The sequence below is a fragment of the Chitinophaga qingshengii genome (genome assembly GCF_014529935.1).
Classification (GTDB): Bacteria; Bacteroidota; Bacteroidia; order Chitinophagales; family Chitinophagaceae; genus Chitinophaga; species Chitinophaga qingshengii.
Genome location: NZ_JACVFC010000005.1, coordinates 25,313 through 42,671, shown reverse-complemented (window position 1 = coordinate 42,671; position 17,359 = coordinate 25,313). Strand labels below are relative to the sequence as shown.

At 51.5% G+C, this 17,359-nt stretch carries 15 protein-coding genes; 5 read left to right on the top strand and 10 right to left on the bottom strand.

The features are described 5' to 3' along the window. Window positions 1-39 precede the first annotated feature (39 nt). Entirely contained in the window at window positions 40-1,479 is a 1,440-nt protein-coding gene (locus tag ICL07_RS27240) for an aminotransferase-like domain-containing protein (protein ID WP_188091232.1), read from the top strand. A 49-nt stretch (window positions 1,480-1,528) separates the two neighbouring features. Then, window positions 1,529-2,956: an aminotransferase-like domain-containing protein gene (locus ICL07_RS27235; RefSeq protein WP_188091231.1), complete on the top strand. Its 1,428-nt coding sequence runs from the start codon at window positions 1,529-1,531 to the stop codon at window positions 2,954-2,956. 185 nt (window positions 2,957-3,141) lie between these two features. Here ICL07_RS27235 and ICL07_RS27230 read toward each other — a convergent pair whose 3' ends face one another. The 3 genes from ICL07_RS27230 to ICL07_RS27220 form a co-directional block, all read right to left on the bottom strand. Further along, window positions 3,142-3,903, bottom strand: coding sequence for a glucose 1-dehydrogenase (locus ICL07_RS27230; RefSeq protein WP_188091230.1), 762 nt, complete (start codon window positions 3,901-3,903; stop codon window positions 3,142-3,144). A 142-nt stretch (window positions 3,904-4,045) separates the two neighbouring features. Continuing rightward, window positions 4,046-4,315, bottom strand: a complete 270-nt coding sequence (locus tag ICL07_RS27225) for an ArsR/SmtB family transcription factor (protein WP_078668053.1) — start codon at window positions 4,313-4,315, stop codon at window positions 4,046-4,048. Window positions 4,316-4,380: 65 nt separating this feature from the next. Beyond that, on the bottom strand, window positions 4,381-5,259 hold the full coding sequence (locus ICL07_RS27220) for a helix-turn-helix domain-containing protein (RefSeq protein WP_188091229.1): 879 nt from the start codon (window positions 5,257-5,259) through the stop codon (window positions 4,381-4,383). An 87-nt stretch (window positions 5,260-5,346) separates the two neighbouring features. Here ICL07_RS27220 and ICL07_RS27215 point away from each other — a divergent pair, with 87 nt between their 5' ends. Together ICL07_RS27215 and ICL07_RS27210 are read left to right on the top strand one after the other, a co-directional pair. Next, complete coding sequence (locus tag ICL07_RS27215; protein ID WP_188091228.1) at window positions 5,347-6,435, top strand: alkene reductase; 1,089 nt, start codon at window positions 5,347-5,349, stop codon at window positions 6,433-6,435. Window positions 6,436-6,514: 79 nt separating this feature from the next. Then, window positions 6,515-6,970, top strand: coding sequence for a hypothetical protein (locus ICL07_RS27210; protein ID WP_188091227.1), 456 nt, complete (start codon window positions 6,515-6,517; stop codon window positions 6,968-6,970). A 78-nt stretch (window positions 6,971-7,048) separates the two neighbouring features. Here ICL07_RS27210 and ICL07_RS27205 read toward each other — a convergent pair whose 3' ends face one another. The 7 genes from ICL07_RS27205 to bla all read right to left on the bottom strand — a co-directional run bounded on the left by ICL07_RS27205 (window position 7,049) and on the right by bla (window position 16,143). Continuing rightward, window positions 7,049-7,603, bottom strand: coding sequence for an outer membrane beta-barrel protein (locus ICL07_RS27205; RefSeq protein ID WP_188091226.1), 555 nt, complete (start codon window positions 7,601-7,603; stop codon window positions 7,049-7,051). Window positions 7,604-7,607: 4 nt separating this feature from the next. Continuing rightward, window positions 7,608-8,867: a TolC family protein gene (locus ICL07_RS27200; RefSeq protein WP_188091225.1), complete on the bottom strand. Its 1,260-nt coding sequence runs from the start codon at window positions 8,865-8,867 to the stop codon at window positions 7,608-7,610. A gap of 5 nt (window positions 8,868-8,872) precedes the next feature. Next, window positions 8,873-11,941, bottom strand: a complete 3,069-nt coding sequence (locus ICL07_RS27195; RefSeq protein WP_188091224.1) for an efflux RND transporter permease subunit — start codon at window positions 11,939-11,941, stop codon at window positions 8,873-8,875. Window positions 11,942-11,947: 6 nt separating this feature from the next. Then, a complete protein-coding gene (locus ICL07_RS27190) occupies window positions 11,948-13,054 on the bottom strand; it encodes an efflux RND transporter periplasmic adaptor subunit (protein ID WP_188091223.1) in 1,107 nt (368 codons plus the stop codon). Between the two features lie 114 nt (window positions 13,055-13,168). After that, window positions 13,169-14,533 (bottom strand): HAMP domain-containing sensor histidine kinase, encoded by a 1,365-nt coding sequence (locus tag ICL07_RS27185; protein WP_188091222.1) that lies wholly within the window; start codon window positions 14,531-14,533, stop codon window positions 13,169-13,171. 2 nt (window positions 14,534-14,535) lie between these two features. Then, window positions 14,536-15,216 carry a response regulator transcription factor gene (locus ICL07_RS27180; protein ID WP_188091221.1) on the bottom strand — a complete coding sequence of 227 codons (681 nt, stop codon included), beginning with the start codon at window positions 15,214-15,216 and terminating at the stop codon, window positions 14,536-14,538. Window positions 15,217-15,249: 33 nt separating this feature from the next. Then, window positions 15,250-16,143: a class A beta-lactamase gene (gene bla / locus ICL07_RS27175; RefSeq protein ID WP_223152122.1), complete on the bottom strand. Its 894-nt coding sequence runs from the start codon at window positions 16,141-16,143 to the stop codon at window positions 15,250-15,252. A 177-nt stretch (window positions 16,144-16,320) separates the two neighbouring features. On the opposite strand from bla, the gene proB reads away from it, so the two are divergent. Then, complete coding sequence (proB, locus tag ICL07_RS27170; protein ID WP_188091220.1) at window positions 16,321-17,355, top strand: glutamate 5-kinase; 1,035 nt, start codon at window positions 16,321-16,323, stop codon at window positions 17,353-17,355. Window positions 17,356-17,359: the final 4 nt, after the last annotated feature.

Below are 17,359 nucleotides of genomic sequence, written 5' to 3'. Positions count from 1 at the left end.
ATTGTTTACTTTTGACCATAACAGATTTTTTTTCGGGAGATGAATAACAAGAAGGACTTTTTATATCAGCAACTGGCCGATAAGATCGAAGCCATGATTGGCGACGGCGCCTACGCCATCGGCGATAAGCTGCCGTCGGTGCGCAGCCTTCACCGGGAACATGGCATCAGTGTTAGTACTGCGCTGCAGGTGTACCTGCAACTGGAAAGGAAAGGCCTGGTGGAGGCCCGCGAGAAATCGGGTTATTATGTGAGCTATTCCCGGCAACTATTACCGAAACTGCCGGAGATCTCCCTCCCGGCACGCACGCCGGCGCCGGTTAACATCAGCGGACGCGCAGCACTGATACGCGATGCCATGGGGCGTAAAGGCATCGTATCCCTGATTGGCGCGGCCCCCCATCCCAGCCTGCTGCCCGTGGCCAAACTCAACAAAGCGTTGCGCCAGGCTGCCCGCGAAGAAAAAACAGCGTATATCCCTTACGGTGATATCGACGGGCACCTGCCACTGCGCCGCCATATCGCCAAACTATCCCTGGCATGGGGTGGTAGCGTTGCCGTCGATGATATCCTTATCACCAACGGGGCTATCGAAGCAGCCACCATCTGCCTGCGGGCGGTCGCTAAAGCCGGCGATACCATTGCTATTGAATCGCCTACGTTTGTAGGACTGTTGCAAGCCATCGAAAACCTGGGCATGAAAGCCCTGGAAATACCCACCGATCCTGTCACCGGCATCAGCCTCGAACACCTGGAAACAGCGTTGCGCAAAAGAAAAGTGGCCGCCTGCCTTATCATCAGCAATTACAGCAACCCACTCGGCTGCTGTATTCCGGACCAGCATAAAAAACAGCTGGCACGACTGATAGAACAGTACCAGGTACCCCTCATCGAAGACGATGCCTATGGCGATCTGCACTTTAACCCGGAGCGGCCACGCACCATCAAAAGTTTTGACCGCGCCGACCTCGTGCTGTACTGCTCTTCTGTTTCCAAAAGCATCGCCGCCGGATTACGCATCGGCTGGATTATCAGCCGCCGCTATCACGACCGCCTGGCACAGCTCAAGTTCATGTCCTCCGCCAGTACCGGGCTATTACCGCAACTGGTGCTCACCCGGTTCCTGGACCAGCAACGGATGGATCTTCACCTGAAACCGCTGCGACAGGCGCTGCGCACCCAACAACTACAGATCAGCCGCGCCATACAACAATATTTCCCTGCCGATACCCGCCTTACCCGCCCGGAAGGCGGTCTTAGCCTGTGGGTGGTGCTACCGCCGCAGGCGGATGGCTGGGAACTGCACCGTAAAGCGCTGCTGCAACATATTTCTTTTACACCCGGCAGCCTGTTCTCCAGCCAGGGCCAGTATAACCACTGCCTGCGCCTGTCCAACGCCAATCCGTTTGATGAAGACCAGGCCTGGGCCGTTCAAACACTCGGTAAACTGATACGGCAACAATTGGATAACCGCCGGTAAATATCAGATCACATTTCGTACTTTTGAAGCATATCAGATTTCTCCGGTTATGATTAAGACTGCCGACCATCTGTATCTGCAGGTTGCAGATAAAATTGAACAGATGATAGAAAAAGACGTCATGAAAATGGGCGAAAAACTGCCCTCTGTACGCATGCTAAGCAAACAGCAGGGCATCAGCCTGACGACGGCCTTTCAGGCCTATTATCACCTGGAAGGAAAAGGATTGATAGAATCCAGGCCTAAATCGGGCTACTATATCTGCCGCAACACCCGCCGCATGGCAGCTATGCCGGGCACCTGCGCGCCTGTACGAAAACCCGCCGCCGAAGTGTCGGTCAGTGATATGGTGATGGAGGTGTTCAACCACATGTCCAACGATAACATCCTGAAGTTCTCTGTAGCCACGCTGCCGGTGAGCGTACTGCCTTCTGCCAAGATGGCCAAAGCCGTGGTACATACCATGCGCGACCTACAGGCAGGCGGTATCGGATATGAACCCCTGCAGGGCAATGAACTGCTCCGTACCCAGATCGCGCGGCTGTCGCTCGGATGGGGTGTGCATACTGCCGATGATGTAGTGACCACCCACGGCTGCATGGACGCGCTCACGCTTTGCCTGACGGCTACTACACAGCCCGGCGACACTATCGCGCTGGAAAGCCCGGCTTACTACGGCGCGTTGCAGTTGGCGGAAGGCCTTGGCCTCAAAGTACTGGAAGTGCCCACCAATCCGATTACCGGCGTGGACCTCGACTATCTCGACAAAGCCATTCCCAAACATAAAATCAAAGCCTGCCTGTTTGTGACCAACTTCAACAATCCGCTGGGCTGCTGCATACCTGATAAAAACAAACAGGAACTGGTTAAAATCATAGAGAAATATGATATCGCACTGATTGAAGATGATATCTACGGGGATCTTTATTTTGGTAAACAACGGCCTGCCAACTGCAAAACGTTCGATACACAGGGCAACGTACTGTTGTGTAATTCGCTGTCAAAGTCCGTGGCGCCGGGCTACCGCGTGGGCTGGACCATGCCCGGCAAATATAAGGACAAGGTATTGCGCATGAAACACCACCATGCTATTTCCTGTACTTCGCTCACCCATGCGGCTGCCGGACATTTCCTCGAAATAGGACGGTACGAGTTTCACCTGCGTAACCTGCGCAAGATGCTGCATACCCAAAGTCTGCGGTATGCACAGGCCCTCTGTGAATATTTTCCGGAAAGTGCGCGGGTATCCCGCCCGCAGGGCGGCTGTGTATTATGGGTAGAACTGGATGAACATATCAATACGTTTGAATTATTCCAGCAAAGCCTCAAACATAAGATCAGCTTCTGTCCCGGCCGTATTTTTTCCTTGCAGAACCGGTACAACAACTGTCTGCGTATCAGTTATGGTAATCCCTGGAGTAAACAGGTAGATGAGGGGTTAAAAACGATTGGTAAACTGATTCGCAAAATGAATTAAAAAAAGCTGCCGGACGCAGGTGGCAACCACCTACGCCCGGCAAGCAAATATTTGGGAATTATACATTCAATGGCAACCTTGTAACTTATCAACTGTAAATCGAAACATTTTGTTATTTGGTTATTTGGTTATTTAAGGCTCCCTGCGTATAAACAGCTGTCCTAAATAACCAAATAGCTAAATAACTAATTGATTCCCGGGTGAACCATCAGGCCACCATCTATGGTATATTCTCCGCCGGTAATAAACCTTGCTTCATCAGATACGAGGAAGGACACCAGACTAGCCACTTCTGTTGCCTCTCCCAATCTTCCCAGCGGAACACTGGCTGTCATTTTCTTTCTGATAGCGCCAGCCTCTTCATGACTGACACCAATTTTTTCGATCAGGGGCGTATCAATAGGTCCCGCATTGATCACATTGACCCTGATATTGCGCGGCGCCAGTTCCCTGGCCAGTGTTCTGGCCGTAGCGTTGAGCGCCGCTTTACTCGCCGCCAGCACCGTGGTGCCCGGCATGCCGGCGTAGGCGTTAATGGCCGATAAAAAGACAATACTGCCGCCATCATTTAACAAAGGGAGTAACTGTTGCGCAGTAAAAAAGGCCCCTTTGAAATTAATGTCGATGATCTCATCAAACATCTCTGTCGTTACTCCCTCAAAAGGAGCAAACTTAGCGATACCGGCATTGATAAACAGGATGTCTACTTTGCCATAACGACTACGCGCATACTCTGCCAGTTTCTTTGAGTCCTCCAGCTTAGATTGGTCTGCTGTTAACCCCTCTGCCGGAAAACCGAGTGCGTGTACGGCCCGTTGCACCGCACCCGGATTCCGACCGGTTATCAATACCCTTGCTCCTTTCGCCAAAAATTCCGCTGCTGTTGCATATCCAATCCCACTATTACCACCAGTGATAATAGCCGTTTTATTCCTAAGCTGGTCCATGCTGTTGATTCTTACGATTGATTTATTTAAAAGTATCAATGTTTCTGAGTAAAAAAATAGAGATGCCCGTCTCTATCCCTTTATCCAGGTATCTATTTATTTAAAAGTATCAATATATTGCCGGATAAAAAAAGCTGACAGATCAGCTTAACTGTAAAAAGAACAACGATAACTGTTTCATCATCTCTTTATTAATGGTCAATTCCACAATACGTCCATTCTTCACGGAATTCAACACACCACTATCCACCAGGATCTTCACGTGATGCGAAACAGTAGGCTGAGACAAGGAACAAAGACAACAAACATCACCACAAACAATACTTCCTTTTTGGGCGATTTCCATAATTATTGATAATCTGTGTTTATCGGCTATGGCATTTGCTGCTTTTTCTATAATTCCCACATCCATGACACAAAAGTAAATGCTTTTTTTGAAACATTGAAATTTTTCGATGATTTTTTTTCGGAAGATAATTATGCGGTTGTGCCCGCCTTTTCGGCCAGTTTGTTCCGCCGGTACATCGCCGGGCTTACCCCATAATATTTCCGGAATAACCGGCTCAGGTGACTTTCATCGGTAAACCCCAGTTCATCAGCGATTTCCCCGATGGTCAGCCCGCTGTTTTCTACCCGTAACTGCACCAGCTTCAGCTTATAGTTAATAATAAACTGCTGGATGCTTTCCCCGGTTTGTTTTTTAAAAAACTCACCGATATAATTTACCGACAGGTTAAACTTCGCCGCCAGCACTTCCAGCTTCAGCTGGTCAGGGAAATATATATGTTGACGGATATAACCGATCATCCGGCTGATCAATGGCTCCTCGCCCGTCTGTCCCGCAAAATCCATTTCTTCCGATACATTACGGGCGATGATATTCAGCAACAATGCTACATAATGCTGCAGATTGGTTTCATAATACGGCGGCCGCTGTTTGTACTCCTGCACCATGTTGCGGATCAGCGCAGTAATCATCTTACAATCATCCGTATGTTTTACCAGGATAGGTTCATGCCGGTTATGCTGAAAGAAGATATACTCCAGTTGTTTCAACCACTGACAGATACGATGGCGCTCTTCCGTAGCATGCGCCTTTTCCAGGAACTGGCCCGAAAAACGTACCGAGGTAAAACGCGTAGGCGTCTCTACTTCAAAACCTCTGCAGTCACGCGGGGTAAACAACAGCACGCTGCCGGGCGCATAGGGAAAACGGTTCTGATTCACCACACGGGTACCGGAGCCTTCCCAAACATGTATGATCTCAAAAAAATAATATATCAGCGGGCGTGATTGCCACTCGCTCATATCTGCCTCGAACAACTCGAAAGGCATATGCAGGTTTCTTTCTCCCATAGCCTCCAAAATTACAACAGATTCCCGGGATTGTACCTGCCTGCCCTTTGAGCGCCGGTCTACTTTTGCAATAGCAAAGTAAAAATTATGAAACTACTGGAACCAATTGCCACCTCCTCCCTGTCGTTGACCAACAGGATTGTGATGGCCCCCATGAGCAGAAGAAGAGTGGAAGATGAAGGCGTGCCCAGCGAGCTGTTGGCCCGTTACTACGCACAACGTGCCAGCGCCGGCCTCATTATCGCTGAAAGCACCGTGGTTAGCCGCGATGGTATGGGCATATCCCGTTTGCCCGGCATCTATAGCGCTGCACAAATAGCCGGCTGGAAAAAAGTCACCGATGCGGTGCATGCGCAAGGCGGAAAAATATTTGTACAACTGGTGCATTCCGGCCGTATCGGCCATTCGTTGAACATCCCCGGCGGCGGCGCTCCTGTGGCGCCTTCTGCTATTGCAGCAAAGGGTACCATCTCCACTCCGGCAGGCACGCATCCCCTTCCGGTGCCCGAAGCCCTGTCCGCCGCTGCGGTGGAAGAAATGTATGAACTGCATCTGCAAGCTACCCGCAACGCGCTCGCAGCAGGCTTCGACGGTGTAGAGCTCCACGCCGCCCACGGCTACCTGATGGAACAGTTTATGCATCCTGCCGCTAATCAACGTACAGACGAATATGGTGGCAGTATCGAAAACCGCTGCCACCTGCCGCTGCGTATCCTGGAAGGCATGGTGGCCATCGCCGGCGCCGACAGGGTGGGCATACGTCTCTCTCCTTTCGCCTCCCTGAACGGTCTTTCCGCCTACGAAGAAGAAGCGGCCACCCATCTTTACCTGGCCGCAAAACTCAACCAGCTAAAGATCCGCTACGTTCACCTTTCCGATCAGTCGAGCAACGGTTTTCCTCCTATTCCACCGGCATTTATCTCCCTGCTGCGCCAGCAGTTCCATCAATGGCTGATCCTCGCCGGCGGCTACAACAGCTGTACCGCCCAGGATGCATTACAGCAGTTCAATGCCGATTTAATCGCCTTCGGCAGACCATTTATCTCCAACCCCGACCTGGTAGCCCGCATTGCGCAACGGCAGCCTTTTGCGCCGGCGGATAAGACTACTTTCTACGAAGGCGGCGCCAAAGGCCTCATCGACTACCCTAGCTTCTGTTGCCCCGCTACCACGTAAACTGGCTTTTTTTGTTTACCTTTAAGGTTTGCGCTGTCCCGTAGACAACGCAAACCTGTATGCCAAACAAATACCGCCTATGTATCGGATAAAAAGCTGTAGCCTGTTGACCATCGCCCTGCTGGCGCTGGTTGCCTGCCACCAACAACCCGCCACAACGGAAAGTACGGACGCCGCACCACCTATACACGCCGCCATCGGCGTGATTTCGGAACCCTGCGCCGTTTTTTATGCACCGGATAGTAACAAACTGGAAAAACTTAAACAGGAAAACGGAGAAGAAGCATATTATGCACTCGCAGATGATAACGAAACCTGTATCGAAGACTGCCACGCTTTCCTGCAAGACAAAACATTAAAAACAATCACCGCAGCAGGCGGGAAAATCACGTTTAAACACCAGGATGGCGGCACTACCGTCATCAATCTCGACGATGAAAAATATACCTGGGAAGTATTCTTCTTCGACGGCAAAAAAGTGATGAATATTGATATCACCGATATCGAAAGCGAATACAAAAAACTGTCTATTTAGGAATTTTATTATTTAGTTATTTAGTTATTGATGAAGACATGGATGCTCTCAATAACCAAATAACTAAATAATAAAATATCAAAATAATACATATCCCAGCGTAAACGACAGATATTGCCGGTACGCTTTTAACTGCGCTTTCGTGCCAGCATTTTCCGCCAACGGAGACCATCCCTGTACGTACCGTATTTCGGCATTAAGGCGTTTGCGAAACGTATAGCCGGCACCGATAGTATACCCAAGATCATTTTTAGTAGCATATCCATTTTCCATACTGCCATTACCATAATTATCAGCCCGTAATAAAATACCCATATACGGACCGGCAAATATTTCCATATCGTATTTCCGGTAAGCAGCGCTCACAGGAAACAGGTCCAACCGGGTCTCTCCTTTCTGCATAGCCAGCCACGCATCATGTTTTAACACCAGGGATTTGCCAATGGGAGATAATGCACTCAACCCAAGTATCCATCCGGTTTTGGCATAACCGGACATGCTGTCTTTCTCCGCGCCGTATATCCGTGGCCGTTGCCAGCCGGCTTTTACCTGTAAGGAAAAACCCAGCGACTCCTGTGCGGCCACACTCGTCATCACCAAAAGCAATAAAAAAATACATCCTGTTATTTTCATACAATCAGAATTGAATATCCCACACGGCGGCAGCCCTTTCCAGTTCCACCAGGGCCGATGCATGTCGATAGATGGTTTCATAATAGGTTTGTTGCACTTCGTTATAGGTACGCTGCGCATTCAGTACCTCCAGCAGGGAGGTTTCTCCCCGCTGGTAGCTGTAGCGGCGGCCTTCCAGCACCCGTTTGGCTTCATCCAGCAGGCCTCCGTCGAACTGCTGTAACTGTCGCCCTGCACCCAGGTAACCAAACCAGGCAGTGGTGACTTCCGTTTGCACCTGCACCAGCGTTTGCCGAAATGTCACTTCCTGTTGTTTTACACCGGCATTGGCCGCCATCAGATCGCCCTTGTTGCGGTTGGAAAATTTCAGCGGTAAACTGATACCGGCAGATAATGTATTCATCGAAGGCGTAGGCGCCACCACGTTCGTTACCACCGCAGCGTTGTTAACACCCAGGTTCAACCCCAGATCTATCATCCTGGCGGCTTTAGCCAGCTGCAATGTTTTCACCGACACATCTTTCTGCCGTAAGGCTGCCAGCAGATCAGCCCTCTCGTCCTGCGCCCGGGCTACCAGCTCCGGCAGGGAAAAACTGCGTTTAAAACGGCTCACATCCCCTACCGGCTGCACCAGCGTATCACCCCGGTAAGCGCCCATGAATTGATGCAGCTGTACCAGCGCGGTTTTCACCTCAGCCGCAATGCCATAGGCTTCGTTCAGCAACATATCCGCTTCTATGAGCGACTGCCGCGCATCGGCTTCGGGTATTAATCCGGCCTTAAACCGGATACTATCCGCCTGCGCCAACTGCTGCATATACTGATAGGCTTCCATTTTAATATCGTACAGGCGTTGCTGTTGCATTGCGCTCAAAAATGCCAGGGTAGCATCGGCACGCAGGTTGCGGAAATAATCTTCCAGCAGATAGCGCGTTACTTCGGCTTCACTTTTGGCGACGCCGATACGGGCGCGTCTTTTACCACCCAGCTCCAGCGTATAGCCAATACCGCTGCTAAAGCCGTAACCCTGCTGCATCCGGCGCTGACCATTATCAAACACGCCGGCACTGATTTCAGGATCAGGAAATACCTTTGCCGTTAATACATTGGCAGCGGCTACGTCCATGTTGAATTTTTCCGCAGCATAACCCAGGTTATGAGATCGCACACCGGCGAGGTAAGTGGAAAAGTCCAGTTGTTTTTCCTGTGCAGCCACCAGGCCACTATAGAACAGGCCTGCAAACAAGAGCCATCTTTTCTTCATAAAAATCATTTTGTTTTTCTCTCTGTCAGGTAATACAATGCCGGCAAGGCAAACAGCGTGATGAGCGTAGAGCATAAGAGTCCGTATACAATCACGGTAGCCAACGGCCGTTGTACATCAGAGCCGATACCGGTAGCCAACGATGCTGGCAACAGGCCCAACATGGCCACAGTGGCGGTCATCAACACGGGGCGGAAACGGTCCCGGGCAGCCTGTATCACCGCATCTTTCAGGGAAGGGATCTCCTGGCGCAACAAGTTCATCTGCGATACCATCAATACGCCATTCTGAATAGCCACCCCAAACAAAGCGATGAAACCTACGGCAGACGACACATTCAATGTCATGCCCCGTATATTCAGCGCCAGCATACCACCGAATAACGCCAACGGTACAACGGATAATATCAACGCCGCTTGCCGCGCTATACCGAAAGCGGCATACAGCCAAATGAACATCAATCCCAGCGCTACCGGTACAATAATGGCCAGGCGGCTGTAGGCGCGGTTCCGGTTCTCAAACTGTCCGCCCCAGGCTATGGTAATATTGTCTTTGTTGTATTTCACCTGCTGATCAATACGCTGCTGCGCAGTGCGCAGGAAGGTTGTCAGGTCAGTACCCCGGAGGTTTAACCGTACCGTCAGATGGCGACGGCCCATTTCGCGGGTGATGGTACTCTCCCCGGTGGCTAACTGCACTTTCGCTACCTGCGACAATGGTATCTTCACACCGTCGCCATTAGTGAGCATCAGGTTGCCGATTTTTTCCGGCGTGTTACGCGCCTCCTCCTGGTAACGGCAGCTAATATCGTAAACCCTGTCGCCGGTAAATACCTGGGCGACTGCTTTACCACCCACCGCTACTTCCACCAGCTCCGCCACATCGCCGATATTGAGACCATAGCGGGCAATGGCGGCCCTGTCGGCCTGTATTTGCAGCTGAGGCAATGGTGGTTCCTGGTCTATGGCCAGATCGGCAGCTCCGGGTACCGTTGCCAGCGTGGCCATCACGGACTCGGCTGTACGCCGTGTTTCCGCGAAATCCTTTCCGTATACTTTCACGACCAGCTCACTATGCGCGCCGGCGATTTTGTCCATTACACCGTCAATCATCGGTTGACTAAACCCCACGGTATAACCGGGCATAGCGGCGTAATCAGCGGACAACTCCCTGATCAGGTCCTGCTTCGTTTTGCCGGAAGGCCATTCCTTATAAGGCAGCAAACCAATAGAACACTCGTAATGTGAGGGTGTGAAAGGATCGGTACCATCATCGTTCCGGCCGGTCTGCGTCATCATATACGTCACCTCCGGATGCTGCATAGTCCGCTGCCGCAGCGTATCCGCCATTTCGCGGGCTTTGGCCAGCGATACGCCCGGCGGCAGCTGCACCTGCAACCAAATGGAACCTTCATCCAGCGGTGGCAGGAAATCCTTGCCCACCATGACGGTCAGTCCGACAGCTGCTGCCAATATCAGCGCTAACGGCGCCCATATCTGCCGGGGACGTTCCATCACCCGCTGCATCCGTTGCTGATAACCGTCGGTGAGTTTTTCCAGCCAGCGATTGTGATATAATTTTTGTGGCTTACGGTAAAGCATATACGCCATGCCGGGAATCAACAACAGCGCCACCGCCAGCGCACCCAACAACGCATAGCCCACGGTAAAAGCCATCGGGGTGAAGAGTTTTTTCTCTACCCGTTCAAAAGCAAACAAAGGAAGATAAGCCGTGATAATAATCAGTGTTGCAAAAAATACAGGACGCGCCACGGAACGGGCCTTCTGCGCAAAACTGCGCTCCTCCAGCATCTCCATGGGATGATCTTCCCGTTGCCGCAACATGGTTTCTATCATCACAATGGCTCCATCCACGATAATACCAAAATCCACCGCCCCTAATGACAACAGGTTGGCCGGTATATGCGTAAAATGCATCAGGATAAAGGCAAACAATAAACTCAGGGGAATCGTCACTGCCACCAGCAAAGCGGCGCGCCAGCTACCCAGGAAAATGATCAGCACCAGCACTACCAGTGCCATGCCTTCCAGAAGTGTATGCGATACCGTATTCAGCGTGGTATTCACCAGCGCGGTACGATCGAGGAAGGTATGTATTTTCACACCAGGCGGCAGGCCGCCGTTGTTCAGTTCATCTACAGCTTTATGCACGCCCTCCAGTACTTTGGAAGGGTTCTGTCCTTTCAGCAACAGCACAATACCTTCAATGCTTTCACTGTAATGCCGCTGATGGTCCGTGAACCCCAGTACGCCCTTGCGTTCCAGGTTACCATAACGCAGGTGCCCGACATCCTGTAAAAACAACGGTACCCCGCCCGGCGACTGTATCACAGTCCTGCCGATATCATCCAGCGATTTCAGCAGACCGATACCACGCACCACATACCCCAGATCACCCCGTTCCAATACGCTGCCACCGCTGTTGCTGTTGTTATTATTAATCGCCTCCGTGACGGTATGCAGCGGCAGATGGTACTGCTCCAGCTTCTGGGGGTCCAGCTCCACCTGGTACTGCGTAGTGATACCACCGAAGTTGGTCACATCGGCTACGCCGGTTACCTGTTTAATACGGGGAATGATCACCCAGTTTTGCAGATCAGTGAGTGCGCGCAGGTCCATCTGATCACTTTCAATGATGTAGCGGTAAATTTCCCCGATAGGCGATGTAAGCGGGTCCAGCCCCGGTTGCGCACCATAGGGCAGCGTTACATCGCCCAGGCGTTCTTTGATACGCTGCCGTGCCCAATAATCATCTACCCCATCGTCAAATACCAGGGTGATCATAGAGAGCCCGAAAGTGGAACGGGAGCGCATCACATGCATGCCCGGCATACCGTTGAGCGCACGTTCCAGGGGTATGGTAATTTGTTGCTCCACTTCTTCTGCTGCCAGTCCCGGTACCTGTGTTACCACCTGTGAGGTAACGTCGGCAATATCGGGATAGGCTTCTACCGCCAGTTGCTGCCAGCTGTACCAGCCGCCGGCGGCCAGTAAGGCAAATAGCGTAGCCATCAGCCAACGTTTGTGTATAGCTGTATCGATCAGTTGTTTCATAAGCCCTTATTTTACTGCTGAGAGATAGAAGGCGCCTTCGCCTATAATTTTGTCGCCGGGCTGTAAGCCGCTACGCACTACCACTTGCTGTTCCGTCGTTTCACCGGTCACGATTTTACGACGCACATAGGTCCCCGGTTTTATGGCCGCCAATACATAACTGTAGTTATTTTCCTGTAACACCGCTTTGGCAGGGACTGTCAGCACTTTCTCCGGGGCATCCTTAAAGTGTACGCTGGCATACATACCTGGTTTCAATTGATGTTCAGGGTTGTTGCATAACATCAGTACATCCGCTGCGCGGGTGGTTTCATCAATGGTGCGGCCTACATGAAACACAGTGCCGGAGAACGTGGTATCCGGCAATGCCGCCACCTGCATGTTCACTGCATCGCCTTCATGCATAAACCGCAGGTCTTTTTCTTTTACCAGACCGGCTATCCACACCTGCGCCAGTTGTGCCACCACGGCCACAGGACCGTCATCCGCCTTAATAAACTGACCGGTAACCAGTTTGTTGCTGATCACTTCTCCGGCTATAGGCGCTCTCACGATCAGCGGCTCACCGAGCATCTGGTGTTGCGGGTTTACGTTGAACACTTTCAATGCCGCCGCGGCATTCTCCAGCTCCTGCCGTTGCACCGCCAGGTTGGTATTGGCTTCTTCCAGGTCGCGGGCAGCGCCTACACCGTGCCGGTGCAGGTCCTGCTGCCGGCGTTGGGCCAGCACCGCCTGCTGGCAAAGCTGACTGGCCTGAAACCAGGCTTTCTGAGCAGCATAAAAATCAGGCGAAGAGATGGCAAACAACGGCGCGCCGGCACTCACCCTCTCGCCTAAACGTACATAGGATTTCACCACCCTGCCGGCAAAAGGCGGCGCTATTTCAGCATAGTTATTGGGAATAGCCTTTACAATACCGGCCGTCAGCAGCTGTAACTGATAAGGCTTCTCAACCACCGTATACAGGCTGAGTTTGGCCGCCAGCGGAGCAGTGGCGGGTACCTCCACGGTATCTCCCCGGCTCTCCCATGTTACCGTTTCTTTTTCCTTCTCCGGATGTTGACAGGACGCAGCAATCAATACCACGCCGCAAGCTGCAGTAAACCTTTTCATGACGATCTGTTTTTTCGTATATCTGTAACAGTAAGCGCCGCAAAGGTAAGTGCCACCGCAGGAGGTAGCCGTTAGAGATGATTTAGAATGTTATTAGAAATCTATTAGAGGGGGTTAAATATGCGGCAGCTCCACCGTAAACACCGTTCCATGGCCGGGTTTAGATACCACGCTGATATTCCCCTTATGCAAGCGCACAATTTTCATGGCCAGCGACAGTCCGATACCATTGCCTTCGGCATAGGGCCGGTTGTCTCCCCGGTAAAAAGGGGTGAAAATATGCGGCAGGTCATCTTTCGACATACCAATACCTTCATCGGCAAAACGCAGGATGGTATGGGCTTTAAACCAGGTGACGGTGACCGTGGTTTGTGGTGGGGTAGAAAATTTACAGCCGTTTTCCAGCAGATTGATAAACGCTACTTTCAACAGGTATTCGTTACCGTTAACAGACACCATATCATCGTCATCGGCTTCTTCAAATACCACGTTGATTTTATACTCCGGATGCGCCTGGAGAATAGCGCTGCGGGCGTCCATCAGCACTTCGTCGAGCCGTATTTCGCGGAAATTGATCTCGGAAGGATCGTAGCTGGCTTTGGCGAGATCAAGCAAACTATTGGAGAGTTTCACCAGCCGTTGCGCATCGGCGATAGCGTGGCGCATAGACTGACGGTATTCTTCGGCAGGCCGGTCCCGGGAAGCGGTGATCTCCAATTCCGCCATCATAGCGGTTAACGGGGTACGCAGCTCATGCGAGATATTGGAAACAAATTGTTTCTGCGCATCAAAAGATTGCTCCAGCCGGTCCAGCATACGGTTGAAGGTTTGTGCCAGTTCAGCGATTTCATCTTTCCCCGCTGCACCTGCCAGTCGCAGGTCCAGGTTGGTGGCGGTAATTTCTTCTACCTTATCTACCATATCAGACACGGGTTTCAGCGCCTGCCGCGAGAAAAACTGCGCTGCCAGGAACACAAACACCACCGCCACCAGGAAAGTGATGGCCAGCGTTTTAAAAAGGTTTTGTAACTGTTTCAGACCGTATTCATCTTCCGCGGCTGCTGTTACCACATAGTCGGTACCGTTATGCGGGAAGAGGAAACCCACTACCTGCAAGCGTCCGGCATGAAAAGTGATTTCGCGGTGCCGGATGATCTCCCCGATCATCTGCTTCGTTTCCTTTACTTTGTCGATGTTTACCGCATCGTGGTACAACAGGTTAAACGCGGTATCATATACTGCTACTTCTTCCTGGGAACGGGAGCCGGCAGCATTTTTATAAATCAGTTGCAATACTTCGGGACTCACTTTGGCGTCGAGCAAAAGATTGGCTTTCGTAACGGCTTGCTCCTGCAGGGTTTTATAGTATTCATCTTCCCTGTCGTGGGAGTAGGAAGCATATACTACCCAGGCAAATAACAGCAGCAGGGCTGCTATCATACCAGTGAACAATAAGGTGAGCCTGTTACGGATCTTCATGGTTAGCCTGCTTTAAAAATGAATCCCATACCAGGTTTGGTATGGATCAGTTTTACCTCGAAAGCTTTATCTACTTTTTTACGCAGATAGTTGATATATACATCAATGAAGTTAGTACCGGTATCGAAATGGGTTTCCCATACTTTTTCTGCGATCTCTGCACGGGACAGCACCCTTTCTTTGTTTTGCAGCATATATTCCAGGAGCCGGAATTCTTTGGGCGTCAGGTTGATATCCTGACCATTACGGGTAACGCTTTTTGTCTGCAGGTCCATTTCCAGGTCAGCATACCGCAGCACCGTGGGCTGCGACGTTACCGGGCCATGGTTGCGTTTCAGCAGGGCACGGATACGCACCAGCAGCTCCCGCAAATCAAAAGGTTTCACGAGGTAGTCGTCTGCCCCGGCATCAAAACCTTCTACCTTGTCATCGGTGGTGCCCAGGGCAGTGAGCATGAGGATGGGAATAGCCGGAAGAGCAGCCCGCACCGCGCGGCTCAGTTCAAGGCCATTGATGCGCGGCAGTACAATATCTGTGATAACGAGATCGAACCCACCGCCCATCGCGAGCTTCAGGCCGGCTTCCCCGTCCCATGCCAGTGTTACGGTATAGCCCTGCTCTTCCAGTCCGCGCCGGATCAGTGTTCCCACGCGTTCTTCATCTTCTATGACTAATATCTTCATGATGCCTAAAAGCCAAAGCTATCCATTTTTTCTTTATGGCACAAAATGGTCCCATGCGGCTTTCGCGATATTGGCAATGGTCCGTTCGCGGGTTTCCTGGTCGGCATAGGAATCTTTTATGAAGACGGTGATGATCAGGTGCCGGCCATTAGGCAAAGTGATGATGCCTGCATCGTTAGTAGCGCGGGTGAGGCCATCCACAGTACCGGAGGTACCCGTTTTATGCGCTACCACGGTTCCTTTGGGCAGCTGCGCTTTCAGCCGCCTGGCGCCCGGACCGGAATTGACCAGCAGGTCCAACAGGAAGTTGTAACTGCTGTCGGACAGTACGTGCCCGGTGTAAAACTTTTTATACAGGGCGGTCATCGCTGCCGGGGTGGACCAGTTCTGGTACTGCATCGGTTCATTGGGCACCTGTACCTGCTCTGTGAGCGCGATACGCATATTTTTGATACCGAGGGAATGTACGTATTTGTCGGCCACCGCTGTGCCGCCGATGATGCGCAGCAGCACATCGCAGGCCGAACCATCACTCTCCGCCACGTTGTACCGCAGTAATTCCGCGATGGAAACATCTACATTGCCACCCGGATGTTCATCGCGCAACGGGCTATGACCTGGTTTAGGAATATAGTCGGAAGGTAATACCCGCACCGGCTGGTCCAGCCTGAACTTACCTTTATCAATCTGTTGCAGCACCGCCATAGCGATGGGGAACTTATATACGCTCTGCATCGGGAAACGCGCCTCAGCATTGAGCCCTGCCGTTTCGCCGGTTTCCAATATCAATGCTGATACGCCGACCGTCCCTTTAGACGCTTTGGCAATGCTTTCAAATTGTTGAGGAAGGGTAGTTTTTGATTGAGCCATGGACACGAGCGGGCATATCAGCAGCAAAGCCAAGCGGGAAAACCGGTGCATTAACATAAAATGTAATTAGTTTTTAGGATAGCCAAAGGTAGAAAAATACCAATATCGCGTGGTGTATAATTAACCACTATTTATCCAGCTATCCACATTTTTTAGCGAAGATGGTGGCCGGCTCATTTTCTATTTAGAATTTCCGCGATCAGATATTATTTTTAGCTTTTAAAACGAAAGGCTGTGAGCAAACCCATATTAGTCATAAAATTCGGTACAGCGTCCATTACGCATGGAAACGGCGATCTCGATGAGACGGTCATTGCCGGCATTGCACGGCAGGTGGCCGAACTGCACGGACAGTATCATATTGTACTGGTATCTTCCGGCGCTGTGGCCGCAGGTAAACAATACCTGCAACAATACAGCGGTACCATCAGCGAACGTAAAGCGGCAGCCGCTATCGGCAATCCGCTGCTGCTGAGTAAATACAGCCGCTACTTTGCGCCTTATAATATTGCAGTGGCGCAAAGTCTTTGTGAGCGGCAGCATTTCTCCAACCGCGACCAGTTCCTTCAACTGAAACGTACCTACGAAGAGCTGTGGGCCAGCAATATCATCCCCATCGCCAATGAAAACGATGTGGTGAGCAGCCTGGAGCTGAAGTTCTCCGACAACGACGAACTCGCTACGCTGATAGCAGTCGGCTTCGGCGCCTCCCTGCTGCTGTTCAGCACCAGCGTAGCCGGTGTACTGGACAGGGAAGGGAAGGTAGTACCACAGATAGATGTGATCGACAAAACAGCCCTGGGACTGGCCGACAAAGAGAAATCAGCCCTGGGACTGGGTGGTATGGTATCCAAACTCACCTTCGCCAGGCTGGCCACCCGCATGGGTATCCGGGTAGTGATCTTCGGTATCCGCACTACCGACGGTATCCTCAACGCTATCGCCGGCAAAACGGGCACCCTTTGTTTACCACAGCCCTGCAGCATGCCCGCCCGCCGCAAGTGGCTGGCCAGCGGCAGCCTGGTGACCGGCAGGATACAAATCGATGCCGGCGCCCAACAAGCGCTGGAAAAGCGTCACAGCCTGCTCGCCGTAGGCGTGAAAGCTGTCCTGGAGAAATTTGAATGCGGCGAAGTGATAGAAATCATCAATGAAGAGGATATAGTCATTGCCGTAGGCAGGGCTAAATTATCTTCCGATATACTGGAAACAAATCACAAAGCACAGAACACAGAAGTAGCACATGCCGATGATATCGTGCTGCTCTAAATAT

Excerpts from the sequence above, each read along its gene's own strand:
- ICL07_RS27240 (WP_188091232.1), top strand. The coding sequence starts at position 40 with ATGAATAACAAGAAGGACTTTTTATATCAGCAACTGGCCGATAAGATC.
- ICL07_RS27235 (WP_188091231.1), top strand. The coding sequence starts at position 1,529 with ATGATTAAGACTGCCGACCATCTGTATCTGCAGGTTGCAGATAAAATT.
- ICL07_RS27230 (WP_188091230.1), bottom strand. The coding sequence starts at position 3,903 with ATGGACCAGCTTAGGAATAAAACGGCTATTATCACTGGTGGTAATAGT.
- ICL07_RS27225 (WP_078668053.1), bottom strand. The coding sequence starts at position 4,315 with ATGGATGTGGGAATTATAGAAAAAGCAGCAAATGCCATAGCCGATAAA.
- ICL07_RS27220 (WP_188091229.1), bottom strand. The coding sequence starts at position 5,259 with ATGGGAGAAAGAAACCTGCATATGCCTTTCGAGTTGTTCGAGGCAGAT.
- ICL07_RS27215 (WP_188091228.1), top strand. The coding sequence starts at position 5,347 with ATGAAACTACTGGAACCAATTGCCACCTCCTCCCTGTCGTTGACCAAC.
- ICL07_RS27210 (WP_188091227.1), top strand. The coding sequence starts at position 6,515 with ATGTATCGGATAAAAAGCTGTAGCCTGTTGACCATCGCCCTGCTGGCG.
- ICL07_RS27205 (WP_188091226.1), bottom strand. The coding sequence starts at position 7,603 with ATGAAAATAACAGGATGTATTTTTTTATTGCTTTTGGTGATGACGAGT.
- ICL07_RS27200 (WP_188091225.1), bottom strand. The coding sequence starts at position 8,867 with ATGAAGAAAAGATGGCTCTTGTTTGCAGGCCTGTTCTATAGTGGCCTG.
- ICL07_RS27195 (WP_188091224.1), bottom strand. The coding sequence starts at position 11,941 with ATGAAACAACTGATCGATACAGCTATACACAAACGTTGGCTGATGGCT.
- ICL07_RS27190 (WP_188091223.1), bottom strand. The coding sequence starts at position 13,054 with ATGAAAAGGTTTACTGCAGCTTGCGGCGTGGTATTGATTGCTGCGTCC.
- ICL07_RS27185 (WP_188091222.1), bottom strand. The coding sequence starts at position 14,533 with ATGAAGATCCGTAACAGGCTCACCTTATTGTTCACTGGTATGATAGCA.
- ICL07_RS27180 (WP_188091221.1), bottom strand. The coding sequence starts at position 15,216 with ATGAAGATATTAGTCATAGAAGATGAAGAACGCGTGGGAACACTGATC.
- bla (WP_223152122.1), bottom strand. The coding sequence starts at position 16,143 with ATGTTAATGCACCGGTTTTCCCGCTTGGCTTTGCTGCTGATATGCCCG.